Here is a 12569-nt window from a genome sequence, read left to right on the forward strand (position 1 = left end):
AAGCAAATACTTCCATGGTTTGGTGGCAGTCCTGCGGTTTGGACCACAGCCATGCTGTTTTTTCAGACCTTGTTGTGCTTGGGTTACCTGTATGCGCATGCGTTGGCCAAGGTGCCGTCTCGCCAAATACAGGCACGGATCCATGTGGTTTTGTTGGTGATCGCTGCCCTGTTGGCCTCCAGGGTATTGCCAGGAGCAGAACTGCGGCCAGAGTCCCCCGACTCACCTGTGTTTCAGGTCTTGTTCATTTTGGGTGTCAGCGTTGGCTTGCCTTATTTTTGTCTCGCCACCACCGGGCCCTTGGTTCAACACTGGTTCACCAGCACGGCACACGCATCGTCTGTTTTCCGTTTGTACGCATTGTCCAATGTGGGTTCTTTTTTGGCCCTGTTGTCTTTTCCATATGTTTTGGAACCATGGCTCGAACAGCAAGAAATGGGACAACTCTGGACAGCCGGGTTTTGGGTCTTCGTCCTGCTTTGTTTGCCGGTAGCTTTGGGAGCTTGGCAAAACAAGCCTGCGAACGCTCTTGCCGCCAAAGGTCAAGGCGAAGAGGCCTTATTGCCCAAAGCCAATGAACAAGACGCCAATCAAGCCACGACATCATTGGCACAGCGGTTTTCGTGGGTTGCTTTGCCCGCATTGGCCTCACTGGTTTTCATTGCCGCCACCGATCAAATCAGCCACGACGTGGCGCCAGAGCCCCGGTTGTGGATCTCCACCCTGGGCCTGTACTTGGTCACTTTCATCCTGACCTTTGACCACCCTCGGTGGTACCGCCCCAAGTTGTTTGCCTTTTTGACCTTGGTGTTGCTGCTGGTCACTGCCGGTATGAGTGACATTCCGCGTTGGTTGGGCATTGAGTGGGACTATGGCGTCAACGAAGTGCGTTGGTCGCATTTCGCCTTGTTGTTTGTGGTTTGCATGCTCTGCCATGGAGAGCTTTACAAGCGCCGACCTGTGGATACACGTCGCCTGACTGAGTTTTACCTGTGCATGTCCGTGGGTGGGGCATTCGGTGGACTGTTTGTCACCTTGGTGGCAACCCAATGGTTTGACGATTACCACGAATGGCTGATGGCGTTGGTTTTGGTGGCTTTGTTGGCCTGCCAAGTGTTGTTTCGCTCAGACTCAAAGCGTCCTGGCTTGGGGGAGCGTCTTGTGGGCGTATTCACAGCCATCATCATGGTGGCTTTGTTGGTGGCCATGCAAAACCCGTGGTCTTGGCGCGAGGTGCGCAAAGCGGACCGCACAGAAGTACTGCTGGACCAAGACAGAAATTTTTACGGCACGGTTTCGGTCAAAGAACGCCGATTTTTGAACGAACCTGAGCGCAACGACAGGGTGTTTTTCAGTGGCAACGTGACCCATGGCCAGCAGTTTTTGTCTGAGACCCTTCGACATGTGCCCACCACTTACTACGCTCGCGACAGCGGCATAGGCGAAACCCTGTTGTGGGCCATGTCGCAAAAGCCGAATCTTTCGGTGGCGCTCATTGGTCTGGGCGCCGGAACCTTGGCCAATTTTGCCCGGGAAGAAGATGCTTACGATTTTTACGAGATCAATCCAGCAGCCGTACGATTTGCACAAGAATGGTTTGACAACCTGTCCTCTTGCAAAGCGCGCGAGCAAAATATTTTGTTGGGTGACGCGCGGCTGCGCATGGAGCAGTTGCCCAAAGACAAGCTTTATGACGTGATTGTGCTGGACGCGTTCACTGGCGGATCGGTGCCCATCCATCTGCTGACGCGGGAAGCCTTCCAGATTTACCGCGATCACCTCAAACCTGACGGTTACATTGCCATCAACATCACCAACGCCTATCTCAACCTGTACCCCGTCGTGAAGGCGCAGTCTGAGGGCTTGGGCATGGCGTTTCGGCACAAATCTCAAGCTGCTGACGAGGTTCGCAATATACGCAGAAACTTGCACTTCATCATGACCCAGGATCAGGCTTACCTGAAAGCCTACCCTTCTGTGAACCGCGAGGTAAGGGATGCAGCGGGTCGTTTTCTAAGGCATGAGCCTCAAGACCAACCCGGTTTGAGGTTGTGGACCGACCAATTCAGCAGCATTGCACCCATTGCCAAATGAGGCCTTGAAGGCCGTATCCTTGTGTTTTATTTTTGCATCAAATGCTTATGAAATGTAAGGATTCGCCTTGATTTCATTTGGTTGATTGAACTTGCTCGCTTACGATGGATTGGTTTTCACCTTCAACATCAAAAACCAGGAGTCAAACATGAAAACCCGTCGTCAAACCCTGATTCAGGGCGCCAGTGCTGTTGCTGCTTTAGGCTTGGGGAACTTGCCTGCCTTCGCGCAAGCCATTCCAGAGACTTTGAGGATTGTGGTGGGCTTTCCACCGGGTGGAACCACCGACGCGTTCGCGCGTCGCATCGGTGAGAAGCTGCGCGGTGTCTATGCCACCAACATCATCATTGAAAACCGCCCAGGGGCGGGTGGCCAAATTGGCGTGTCCACCTTGAAAGCCGCAGCAGGCGACGGTGCAACGATGTTGTACACGCCTGCGTCCATGTTGACTGTGTACCCTCACTCTTATTCCAAGCTGCCTTACTCGCAGGCCGATGTCGCGCCCATCAGCATTGGTCACGCCACCGACCATGCCTTCGTGGTGGGCCCAGCCGTGCCTGCTGAAGTGACGAATTTGCGCCAGTACGTGGCTTGGGCCAAAGCCAACCCTGGCAAAGCCACGGTGGGTAACCCGGGTGCTGGCTCCATGCCACATTTGTTGGCAGGGCGTTTTGCCCAAATTGCCGACATCCAATCCTTGAACGTGCCCTTCGCCGGCTCCGGCCCTGGCGTACCTCAGCTTCTGGGTGGGCAAATCACCTCGATGTCCTCGCCTTTGGGCGACTGGATTCAGCACCACGCCACAGGTCGTGCACGCATTTTGGCCACATCGGGCCCCACTCGGTCCACCTTTGTCCCCAATGTGGCCACTTACCGGGAGCAGGGTTTTGATGAACTGGTCATGCGCGAATGGTTTGGCTTCTTCTTGCCCGCCACGGCCCCTGCTGCCATACGTGACCGCGCTTCCAACTTGCTGCGTGCCGCACTGTCTCAGCCGGATGTGGCTGAAGCCGTGGCGCCTTTGGCTGTCCAAGTGACGCCCACCACGCAGGAACAGTTTGCCGAACGCATGAAGGCCGATACCGAGTTCTCTGGCCGATTGGTCAGAGCACTGGGTTTCCGTGCCGATTCTTGAGCTCACACCTTAAGCTTGACTTAAAAAAAGGGGCGCTTGTGTAAGCGCCCCTTTTTCATGAAAGAACAGGTTTTTGGATCCATCCAAAGGGCCATGTCCCCCAACTCAGTCCAAGGTGATGTTCTTGGCTTTGGCGATCTTGCTGAAAATCTCGGCATCGCGACGAACCAACGCGGACATTTCGCTTCTGGAGATACCCAGCGGCTCTACGTTCAAATCCTTGATGCGTTTTTGCATCTCTGGATCTCTCGTCACTTCCACAAATGCTGTGTGTAACCGGTTAACAATGGGTATGGGAACGCCAGAAGGTGCCCAGATGCCGTGCCACGACATCACTGTCAGTCCTGGGTAAATTTCAGCAAATGTGGGCACATCTGGCAAGGATGGATGGCGCGTTGCTCCCGAATAAGCCAGTGCTTTGGCACGGCCACCAGCAATCATGGGCACTGCCGTGGAGATGGGCTCCATCAATGTATCGACCTGTCCGCCAATTAAATCGGTCATGGGCGGTGTGCGGTAGGGCACATGGAGCATGTCGATTTTGGCTTCATCTTTGAACCACTCGGCAATCATGTGCGATGGGCTGCCCGCACCGTAGGATGCATGTGAAATCGCGCCAGGCTTGGCCCGCGCTGCAGCGGCCAGTTCGCGAATGTTGTTGGCTGGAAACTTGGGATTGGTGATCAACACCAAGCCTTGAACCATGGTGGTGGCCACAGGCACCAAGTCCTTGGCGGGATCAAAAGGCAGTTTCGAATAGATGAATGGGTTGAGGGTGAATGCGGTCGATAAGCCGTACAAAACGGTGTAGCCATCGCTCGGTGCTTTGGCAACGAGATCGGTTGCCAAGTTGGTGGCAGCACCTGGTTTGTTGTCGATCACAACGGGAACCCCGAGCTTCTTGGATACCTGGTCACCGTACATGCGGGCAAAGACGTCTGGTGCCGTTCCTGGTGGAAATCCGACCACGATTCGAATGGCTTTGTTGGGCCAGTCTGCTGGAGCGGCGGTTTGGGCTTGAGTGACATTGGCCAATGTCAGCAAAGCACCAAGAGTCGTTATTTTTGCCAGGGTTCTTCTTGAGAAGCGCATGTCATTTCCTTATGTGTGAGGGAGGGAGAAAACAAATTGATGCTGATTTATCAGGGAAGTTGGTGGTCATTGGCCGCCAACCTTGCCAGACCTTTGCGTACGGGCCAACCTGCATTGAATTCATCGTTGTGCTGACCCAACAGAGGGGGGGCGGTGACGTCTAAAGACCTTTTGCCGTCAAAGGAAACGGGTGATCGCACAGTCTTAAAAACACCACTGGTAGGGTGAGGCGCTTCCACAAAAAGCTCCAGATGTTGTGCTTGTGAATCGTGGGGGACTTCCTCGGTGGTGTACATGGGGGCATGGGGTACGTCTTGTGCCACCAAACGCGCGCACCAATCTGCTCGCGTGCGAAGTTTGAAAATATCTCTGAGCACCAGCATCAGATCTTGCTGGTGATCAATGCGCGCTTGACGGCTTGAGAATCGGGGGTCTTGGAAAATATCTTCTCTTTCCATAGCATTGGCCAGACCCTCCCAGAACTTGGGTGGCGAAGACATGTGCAAAGCCAGCCACAGGCCATCGCTGCAACACATGACATACGACTGCGACACATTGGGGCGGCTAAAAGGGCCCATGACCTCTTGTGCCGAAAAGAGATGTGTGAATGCATCCAAGTTGAAATGGGTCATGGCCTCCATCATGGAGACCTCTACCAGCCGACCTTGGCCGGTGGTATTGCGTTCATACAGCGCCCCCAGCACGCCATAAGCCGCATAAAAACCTGTAAGAGAATCGGCCATAGCAGGGCCTACGACGCGTGGATCTGCTGGATTGATCAGCAAGCCTAAAAAACCACTGACGGCTTGAGCCACCGTGTCGTAACTGGGACGTTTGGCATACGGTCCAGTAGGGCCAAACCCACTGATGGCGCAATAGATGAGTCGGGGATTGATGGCGCGAAGACGCTCATGTCCAGCGCCAATTAGCTCCGCAAAGCCAGGCCGAAAATTTTGGATGTAAACATCGGCTTCGGCAATCAGCGCATCGAATTTTGCCAAGTCGGCTTTGTCTTTGGTGTTGAGGGTGATGCTGCGCTTGTTTCGGTTGTAGGTCTGAAAGTGTGGGCTGTAAAGCTCACCCTTGAAGGCGCGAAATGGGTCGCCTGTTCCAGGCAGCTCCACCTTCACGACATCTGCGCCCAAATCTGCCAAAAGCATAGAAGCTGCCGGACCAGTGATGAAGGTGCCATGCTCGACCACTTTGAGGTCTGCGAGAACTTGGGTCATGCGTCGTCACCCAAAGGCATCTCGCCAGTGTATTCCTGCTCGCGAGTGGCTTGGTAAGACAGCGCAAAACCAATGCTGTCCTCCATCTCTTCGTTCAAATGGGCGATCAAACTGGCCGTGCGTGCCAACATGGGAACACCCTTCAGTGCATTGACTGGAAAGCCGACGCCCAGCAACACGGCCGGTATGGCGCCAGACACATTCAGCTTGAGTGGTTTGCCGACGACCTCAGGCATCAGGTCCTCGACCATTTTGGCCATTTCAATGTATTTTTGACCACCACCCGCTTGTGCAGAGACTTCAAAGAGACGTCCAACGCGAGGGTCTTGGCTTTTGTGTTCGGGGTGCCCATAGCCAGCGATGGGTAACTTGCGTGCACGCAGATCGCTCAGAACAACCCGAGCTGCTGCTCTCAGATCGCCACCATGATTGGCTGACTCCTTTTCAATGGCCAAGTAAAGTCGCCCAGCAGTTTCTGATGCACCCAATATGACCGAGCCCGATCCCAGCAGACCCGCTGCAACAGCGCCTTGCATGGCGTCGGGTGCTGCAGCCAGTGTCATCCGTGCGGCTTGAACGCTGGGCACCAAACCATGCTCTGCAATCGCGACCAAGGTGGCGTTGAGGACGGCACTGGTGGCGCTGTCGGCACGCTTGCCAGTCAAAAGCAGGAAGAAATAATCCCCAAAATTGATGTGCCCAATCAGATCGCGCGCCAAGTCTGCGCCGCGCACGACGATCGTGTCTTGGTTTGACGTACAGATCGCCGATCTTGGAACGGTGGCTTTGCCAATTTTCACGATAACACTCCGGTAAGTGGGTTGACGATTTAAACGGTGGGCACCAAGGCGAAATCAAATTGGGCCACGTGGTAAGGCTCAGACATCTGGGTGCCATCAGGCGCGGTACCAGCTGGGTGCGCTTGAAACGGAACAATCAAACTGTTGCGCACGCCAAATACGGCATCGGATTCGAGGTAAGGGCTATCTGCCACAAACAAGTGGGTGATCAAGGTTTCATGTCCTGCTGCGCTGAGCATCGTGTGCATGTGTCCGGGACGGAATGGGTGTCTGCCCATTTTCCGGAGCATCACGCCAACCGGACCATCGTCCGGCACCGGGTAGCAAGTGGGCCTGATCGACCAAAAACTGTACTGCCCTTGAGCGTCGGTGTGAAATCGTGCTCGAAGCTCCATCGGGGCTTCAGCGCCTTTTTGCAAATCGTAAAAACCATCAGAATCCCCAGACCAAACATCCAAAGTGCAATGGGCAATGGGTTGACCTGCGGTATCGGTGACGCGGCCGCAGTACAGAGCGGGTGTGCCAGAACTGCTGCCCCGGATGTCTGAGCCCAAGGGCAACTCAGGCGCGCCCTCCCAAAAGAATGGGCCGAGCACGGTGGCTTCTGTGGGCGCCAGTTGGGGTGGGTTGTGTTTGAGAGATGCCGACCCTTTGGCTTGCGCGATGGCCACCACCGCCATGGATATGCCCAAGGTGTCGGACAGCAAAATGAACTCTTGCCTTTTTTCATCGCACATTTTGCCCGTGGCGGTCAAAAACTCGATGGTATTCATCCACTCTTCGGGTGTGATCTGCATTTCTTCAAGAAAAGCATGAACATGTTTGACCAGTGACGTCATCACGGCTTTGAACCGGGGGTCTTGGCTATCAGCCATTCTGTCAATAACTGCCTGCGCGATGTCGTGCGTCTCTGGATTTGCCATGGAAGTCTTTCGTGAAATGGTGTTGTTAAGTGGAACGGGGCTTGATGTTTGGCGCGACTTTTTGAAAATCGAATCAGTCCCGAATGGATTGGATGGTCTCAATGCTTGCTTGCCCTTTCGAATCTTTTTTGGACAGCCGATTGGGCGCCCTGTTTGTGAGCTTCAGGGTCGCCCTCTTGCGGCTGGGTCGAACTCGTCATGCACCTCTTGCCATCATCAGCAAAAATAAAAAGGAGGGGTGTCTTGTACACGACTCCTTGCGGAGTTTGCCCATGCAAAAATTTGGTGATTCGATGTCAAAACTCAAATAATGCTTTTCTCATTCGTCCTGATGGACAAACCCCATAGCGCTGAGTTGCGTCTGCGCTTGCGTCCTACCCACAAGGCCTATTTGTCCACTGTGGCTGATCGGGTTGCTTTTGCCGGGCCGCTCATGCAGGACGATGGCCAAACCATGTTGGGCAGCTTGTTGGTGATGGACTTTCCAGACCGTGAGGCTGCCCTTGCATGGTTGGATCAAGAGCCTTTCACGCAGGCGGGTTTGTATGGCAGCGTGGCAGTCCATGCATTTGTCAACCTATGGCCTCAAAAAACGGGCTTCCCTTCTGTGACTTAAAAAGGCGATGACATGATCAAACACATTGTGATGTGGCATGTACGAGGCACATCTGAAGCAGAAAAAGCGACGTCCATCGCGCAGTTGAAAAGCAGTTTCGAAAGCTTACGGGGCCAAATCCCGGGTCTATTGCACCTTGAGTTGGGCATTGACACCAGCCGCATTGACTATGCCTGCGACGTGGTTTTGTACACAGAGTTTGACACCCAGGACGCTTTGAACGCGTACGCCAGTCACCCAGAGCACCTGCGCGTGAAGGAGGAGGTGGCAAATTTGCGAACTTCCCGTTTCCAAGTGGATTACACCCCCCATTGATTTTTCAGGAGATAAAGCATGAACCCATCATTCAGTGACGAATTACGGGTGCGTCAAATGGTCGAGCGCTGGGCGGTTTGGCGTGACGCGGGTGACTGGGATCGTTTCGCAACGGTTTGGCATCCCGAAGGCGTGATGATGGCCACCTGGTTTCAGGGGCCCTTCCGTGAGTTCATCCGTGTGACGCAAGAGGGTTGGGCCAAAGGGGTCAGCATCTTGCATTTTTTGGGCGGTTCTGCCATCGAAGTGGTGGGTGACCGTGCCATAGCCCAGACCAAAATGACCATCTCTCAGCGGGGTATGGTGGAGGGCGAAAACGGCCCTGTATTGTGCGATGTGGTGTGCACAGGTCGTTTTTACGATTTTGTCATCCGTCACGAGGGTGAATGGAAGCTGCTGCACCGTCAGCCCATCTATGAAAAAGACCGCATCGACCCCGTGGACTCGACAGCCGTGTTGAAGTTGGATACTGCCGCGCTGGCGACCTTCCCAGAGGGTTATCGCCATTTGGCGTATATACAAACGCGGATTGGTTATACGGTCAAGATGGACATGCCCATGCTCAAAGGGCCTGTGGTCGAAGAACTCTACCGACGTGGCGCACGCTGGTTGGCCGGTGGTGCCCTAGAGCGCTGAGCACATTGAGGCACACTTTTCTCAAGGAGACACGGATGAACAAAGAACAAATTTTTGGGGTGAACGCGGATCGTCGTGGCATCTTGCGGGCACTGCCAGCCATGGGCATGTTGGGCTTGACGCCTGGTGTTTGGGCGCAAGGGGGATACCCTAACCGCCCCTTGAAGGTGATCGTTCCTCAGCCACCAGGCGGTGGTTTTGACTTTGTCGCGCGTGCGTTGGCCGAGCGGTTGTCCAAATCGCTGGGACAGAGTATCGTGGTCGAAAACAGGTCTGGTTCGGGCACGCTGGTGGGTACGGACGCGGCGGCCAAAGCCGATCCGGATGGTTATTCGATTTTGGTGGGTTCGGTCTCCAATATTGCGCTCAACATGGGCTTGTACGACAAATTGTCTTACGACAGTTTGCGCGACTTTGAGCCGGTCGGCCTGGCCGTGAGTTACAGCTACACGCTCATGGCGCGCAAGGACCTCCCTCTCAATTCGCTCAAAGACCTCGTTGCATTCGCCAAAGCCAATCCTGGCAAATTGTCTTACGCTTCAGCGGGTGTCGGATCGGGCCAGCATGTGCTGCCAGCGGCTTTGTGGCATTTGGCCGGCACTGACCTTGTGCACGTTCCGTATCGGGGCGCGCAGGCCGCGTATTTGGATTTATTAGGTGGTCGCGTTGACCTTTTCTTTGATTTATCGTCCACGGCCCGTGTGCACGTGAACGCTGGCAGTGTGAAGGCCTTGGCCGTCTCGGGTGCTGAGCGCAATCCCATGCACCCAGATGTTCCCACCGTTGTGGAAAGTGGTGTTGCTAACCTGGACTTGGAGTCTTGGTTTGGTTATTTCGTGCCCAAAAGGACACCGATGGACATTCAAGACCGCTTGCGCAACGAACTGGCCAAGGTGATTGCACAGCCCGATTTACAAGAAACTTTTCGCAAAGCGGGTGGCAAGCCACTGAGCCTGAACGCCGATCAGACGCGGGCTTTGGTTCGCAGAGATGTCGAGCGCTGGTCCAAATTGGTTCGCGACATCGGCATCAAGGCAGAATAAACACTTTACTCTTCACTCAGACAAGCCCCATGAAAATTGACAATGCCTCTCTCCAGCAGCTGTTCTTGGACGCCCGCACGGCCAATGGTTTTTTAGACAAACCTGTGCCCGCGGCCTTGTTGCAGGAGATCTACGACATCGCCAAGATGGGGGCGACATCCATGAACTCGCAGCCTGCGCGTTACGTGTTTCTGACCAGCGATGCGGCCAAGCAAAGACTCATGCCCGCTTTGAGTCCGGGCAATGTGGTCAAAACCCAATCGGCACCGGTGTGTGTGATTGTGGCAACCGACAGCCAGTTCTTTGAGCACATGCCCTTTGTTTTTCCGAGCAATCCGAATGCCAAAGCATTGTTTGAAGGCAATGCGGCAATGGCCCAAGGGACTGCATCACGCAATGGCACTTTGAGCGGCGCTTATTTCATGATTGCCGCACGTGCTTTGGGACTCGATTGCGGTCCAATGAGCGGCGTAGACTTGGCCAAGGTGAATGCCGAATTCTTCCCAGATGGCCGATTCACAGCCAATTTCTTGATCAATTTGGGCTATGGCGACAGCAGCAAGCTTTTCCCGCGTCATCCACGATTGTCTTTTGAGCAGGCCTGCACCGTTTACTGAGCATGAGGATGAGACCTAGGCTGTGGGGTCTGGTCGGCGGTCGGTCAGGCTTGCGTGCTCAAGCCAAGCGCATCACAAGACTGGGCGGTTCAGTTGTTCACGTGCTTTTTCAAGCCAAATTCTCAAAGCGTCCAGCTGGTCTTTTTGGCTGAAAGAACAACTTTCCTCGCTGAACAAAGCGCTGGACTCCATGCGATCCAGCTGCCCATTCAGCACTTCGCCGTATCTTGAAGGCAGGGGTAATTGAGCCGCTTGTGCGCGCCAAATTTGTACCATTTTGGCGGTGGATGTTTCGCCTTGCTCGCACTGCTTGAGGGCATGCGTCATAGCGTCCAGCGGACTTGAGTTCTGGGTCATCTTCAAAAGGCTGTGGGTTGAAGGTGTTTTCGAAGCGACAATCATGCCCCATGAATGTTCCAACTCTTAAACCCATGCGCCTGGAAGACATTTTGTTCAGTCAGGGTTTTGGCACCCGGCGGGTCTGTGCTGGATTGATCCAGCAAGGTCATGTGCAAGTCCATGGCGAGACCGTGGTCGATGCGGGTGATTTTTTCGACCTTCATGGCCTTCGGTTTCAGGTGCAAGGGGAAGACTGGCCCTTCGCAGCGCAGGCTTATTTGATGCTGAACAAGCCTGCAGGAACCGAATGTTCTCAAAAGCCATCGACTTGGCCGAGCATTTACACCTTGCTGCCACCACCTTTGCGTCAGCGCCCTCAAAAAGCGGCGGTTCAGGGGGTGCAGGCGGTTGGGCGGCTGGACCAAGACACCACGGGACTTTTGCTTCTCACCGACGATGGGAAGTTCATCCACAAAATGAGCTCTCCCAAACACCATGTGCCCAAGGTCTATGAAGTCACGACCAAGCACCCGATCACGACAGAGATGGTGGATAAATTGCTCAGCGGCGTGGTGCTGGACGATGACCCCAAGCCCGTGAAAGCCGCGGATTGTGAGGCCGTGGGAGAGTTGCACCTCAGGTTGACCTTGAAGGAAGGTAAGTACCACCAAGTCAAGCGCATGTTGGCGGCGGTCGGTAACCGGGTGGAAGGGCTGCACCGGTCACGAATTGGCGGTTTGGAGTTGAACGATTTGGCACCTGGTCAATGGCGCTGGCTGACCGAGCAAGATTTGGCTTTGCTCAAGCCCTGAGGTTCTTCAAAAAGGCCTCGATCGTTTGATTCACTGCCAAGGGTTGGTCCCGGTGGGGAGAATGGCCGCAGCGGGTCAGTTGGAGCAATTGGGTTTGGGGCGCAAGGCGCGCGATGTCTTCGATGTGAGCCATGCTGCCATAGGGGTCGTCCACTCCCTGAATGGCCAGCACTGGGGCGCGGATCTTGGTCAGGGTGTCACGCATGTCAAAACTGCGAAAGCCCTCGCTCAGCCAGACATCGTTCCATTGCCAAAAGGCGCAGTCCACGTCTGCATGAAAAGTCTTGAGGCGTTCGCGCAAAGAGCCCTTTTCAAAGGCTTCGCGGGCCAATTGGATGGCCTGAATCGACATGTCTTCGACCATGACATGGGGCGCCATGGCAATGCAAGCATGAACATCGCTATGAGCGGCGTGAAGTAAAGCAATGGTGCCGCCGTCCGAGTGACCGATCAGAACTGGTCTTTGAATGCCCCAACGGTCTAGCAATTCTGGCAAGACCACTTGGGCCTCACGGTGCATGTAGTCTGGCTGGAGACGGCCGCTTCGAATGTGACCTTCCGGGCTTTGCTTGGCGGGCCCCCGCACATCTGCCACGGCATCGGATAGGCCATAGCCTTGGCGAGAATAGACCCAACCAGCGCAGCCGAGTTGCTGACAAAGCAGTCGTGGCCAGTCGCGCCACATGTGCACACTGCCGAGGCCTTCGTGCAAAAAAACCAGAACAGGGTGTTCTTGGCCCGCTGGCGCTGGTATGAACTGGGTCTCCAGCTGGATGCCAAACACGTCTGTTTTTTCGCTCACGGGCAAAAGCATCTGAGGGGCTTTCAAATTCAAAGATGAGCGCTATTTTGATGGCGTTTTGAAGTGGGCGGTTAAGCACCCGTAACGCGGTCGGCTGTTGTCAGCTGTTAAGCTTT

Annotated in this window: 14 protein-coding genes; 8 read left to right on the plus strand and 6 right to left on the minus strand. The window is 54.7% G+C overall.

All coding sequences use genetic code 11. The features are described 5' to 3' along the window. The first annotated feature begins 51 nt into the window (after positions 1-51). Positions 52-2094 (plus strand): fused MFS/spermidine synthase, encoded by a 2043-nt coding sequence (locus tag Q1M54_RS02985; protein ID WP_300553692.1) that lies wholly within the window; start codon positions 52-54, stop codon positions 2092-2094. A 148-nt stretch (positions 2095-2242) separates the two neighbouring features. Continuing rightward, positions 2243-3229, plus strand: a complete 987-nt coding sequence (locus Q1M54_RS02990; protein WP_300553695.1) for a tripartite tricarboxylate transporter substrate-binding protein — start codon at positions 2243-2245, stop codon at positions 3227-3229. 105 nt (positions 3230-3334) lie between these two features. Here Q1M54_RS02990 and Q1M54_RS02995 read toward each other — a convergent pair whose 3' ends face one another. The 4 genes from Q1M54_RS02995 to Q1M54_RS03010 are packed head-to-tail and all read right to left on the minus strand — an operon-like array spanning position 3335 to position 7273. Continuing rightward, positions 3335-4321: a tripartite tricarboxylate transporter substrate-binding protein gene (locus tag Q1M54_RS02995; protein WP_300553698.1), complete on the minus strand. Its 987-nt coding sequence runs from the start codon at positions 4319-4321 to the stop codon at positions 3335-3337. A gap of 50 nt (positions 4322-4371) precedes the next feature. After that, positions 4372-5550 (minus strand): CoA transferase, encoded by a 1179-nt coding sequence (locus tag Q1M54_RS03000; RefSeq protein ID WP_300553701.1) that lies wholly within the window; start codon positions 5548-5550, stop codon positions 4372-4374. Continuing rightward, entirely contained in the window at positions 5547-6350 is an 804-nt protein-coding gene (locus tag Q1M54_RS03005) for a citryl-CoA lyase (protein WP_300553704.1), read from the minus strand. Before Q1M54_RS03005 ends, Q1M54_RS03000 begins: the two co-directional genes overlap by 4 nt. A gap of 29 nt (positions 6351-6379) precedes the next feature. After that, positions 6380-7273: a dioxygenase gene (locus Q1M54_RS03010; RefSeq protein WP_300553707.1), complete on the minus strand. Its 894-nt coding sequence runs from the start codon at positions 7271-7273 to the stop codon at positions 6380-6382. Between the two features lie 310 nt (positions 7274-7583). Between Q1M54_RS03010 and Q1M54_RS03015 the strand changes: the two genes are divergently transcribed. Genes Q1M54_RS03015 through Q1M54_RS03035 form a run of 5 tightly spaced genes read left to right on the plus strand, consistent with a single transcriptional unit; the run spans position 7584 to position 10500 of the window. Further along, entirely contained in the window at positions 7584-7889 is a 306-nt protein-coding gene (locus Q1M54_RS03015) for a YciI family protein (RefSeq protein WP_300553710.1), read from the plus strand. Positions 7890-7901: 12 nt separating this feature from the next. Next, positions 7902-8204, plus strand: a complete 303-nt coding sequence (locus Q1M54_RS03020) for a Dabb family protein (RefSeq protein WP_300553712.1) — start codon at positions 7902-7904, stop codon at positions 8202-8204. Between the two features lie 18 nt (positions 8205-8222). Next, on the plus strand, positions 8223-8840 hold the full coding sequence (locus Q1M54_RS03025) for a nuclear transport factor 2 family protein (RefSeq protein WP_300553715.1): 618 nt from the start codon (positions 8223-8225) through the stop codon (positions 8838-8840). 35 nt (positions 8841-8875) lie between these two features. Beyond that, the gene (locus tag Q1M54_RS03030) at positions 8876-9883 is read left to right on the plus strand and encodes a tripartite tricarboxylate transporter substrate binding protein (RefSeq protein ID WP_300553717.1); all 1008 of its coding nucleotides are present in this window, start codon (positions 8876-8878) and stop codon (positions 9881-9883) included. A gap of 29 nt (positions 9884-9912) precedes the next feature. Continuing rightward, entirely contained in the window at positions 9913-10500 is a 588-nt protein-coding gene (locus Q1M54_RS03035; RefSeq protein WP_300553719.1) for a malonic semialdehyde reductase, read from the plus strand. Between the two features lie 72 nt (positions 10501-10572). Here the strand turns inward: Q1M54_RS03035 and Q1M54_RS03040 are convergent, their stop codons facing one another. Further along, on the minus strand, positions 10573-10776 hold the full coding sequence (locus tag Q1M54_RS03040; RefSeq protein WP_300554063.1) for a hypothetical protein: 204 nt from the start codon (positions 10774-10776) through the stop codon (positions 10573-10575). A 155-nt stretch (positions 10777-10931) separates the two neighbouring features. Between Q1M54_RS03040 and Q1M54_RS03045 the strand changes: the two genes are divergently transcribed. Beyond that, a complete protein-coding gene (locus tag Q1M54_RS03045; protein ID WP_300554066.1) occupies positions 10932-11651 on the plus strand; it encodes a 16S rRNA pseudouridine(516) synthase in 720 nt (239 codons plus the stop codon). Here the strand turns inward: Q1M54_RS03045 and Q1M54_RS03050 are convergent. Then, positions 11641-12465, minus strand: a complete 825-nt coding sequence (locus tag Q1M54_RS03050) for an alpha/beta hydrolase (RefSeq protein WP_300553722.1) — start codon at positions 12463-12465, stop codon at positions 11641-11643. The two genes, Q1M54_RS03045 and Q1M54_RS03050, sit on opposite strands and share 11 nt — an antisense overlap. Between the last annotated feature and the right edge of the window lie 104 nt (positions 12466-12569).

This window comes from Limnohabitans sp. Rim8 (assembly GCF_943326455.1).
Taxonomy (GTDB): Bacteria; Pseudomonadota; Gammaproteobacteria; order Burkholderiales; family Burkholderiaceae_C; genus Limnohabitans_A.

Coding starts and splice junctions, on each gene's coding strand:
- Q1M54_RS03050 (WP_300553722.1), bottom strand. CDS start 12,465: ATGCTTTTGCCCGTGAGCGAAAAAACAGACGTGTTTGGCATCCAGCTG.
- Q1M54_RS03040 (WP_300554063.1), bottom strand. CDS start 10,776: ATGGTACAAATTTGGCGCGCACAAGCGGCTCAATTACCCCTGCCTTCA.
- Q1M54_RS03045 (WP_300554066.1), top strand. CDS start 10,932: ATGCGCCTGGAAGACATTTTGTTCAGTCAGGGTTTTGGCACCCGGCGG.
- Q1M54_RS02995 (WP_300553698.1), bottom strand. CDS start 4,321: ATGCGCTTCTCAAGAAGAACCCTGGCAAAAATAACGACTCTTGGTGCT.
- Q1M54_RS03035 (WP_300553719.1), top strand. CDS start 9,913: ATGAAAATTGACAATGCCTCTCTCCAGCAGCTGTTCTTGGACGCCCGC.
- Q1M54_RS03000 (WP_300553701.1), bottom strand. CDS start 5,550: ATGACCCAAGTTCTCGCAGACCTCAAAGTGGTCGAGCATGGCACCTTC.
- Q1M54_RS03010 (WP_300553707.1), bottom strand. CDS start 7,273: ATGGCAAATCCAGAGACGCACGACATCGCGCAGGCAGTTATTGACAGA.
- Q1M54_RS02985 (WP_300553692.1), top strand. CDS start 52: ATGCTGTTTTTTCAGACCTTGTTGTGCTTGGGTTACCTGTATGCGCAT.
- Q1M54_RS03020 (WP_300553712.1), top strand. CDS start 7,902: ATGATCAAACACATTGTGATGTGGCATGTACGAGGCACATCTGAAGCA.
- Q1M54_RS03030 (WP_300553717.1), top strand. CDS start 8,876: ATGAACAAAGAACAAATTTTTGGGGTGAACGCGGATCGTCGTGGCATC.
- Q1M54_RS03015 (WP_300553710.1), top strand. CDS start 7,584: ATGCTTTTCTCATTCGTCCTGATGGACAAACCCCATAGCGCTGAGTTG.
- Q1M54_RS02990 (WP_300553695.1), top strand. CDS start 2,243: ATGAAAACCCGTCGTCAAACCCTGATTCAGGGCGCCAGTGCTGTTGCT.
- Q1M54_RS03025 (WP_300553715.1), top strand. CDS start 8,223: ATGAACCCATCATTCAGTGACGAATTACGGGTGCGTCAAATGGTCGAG.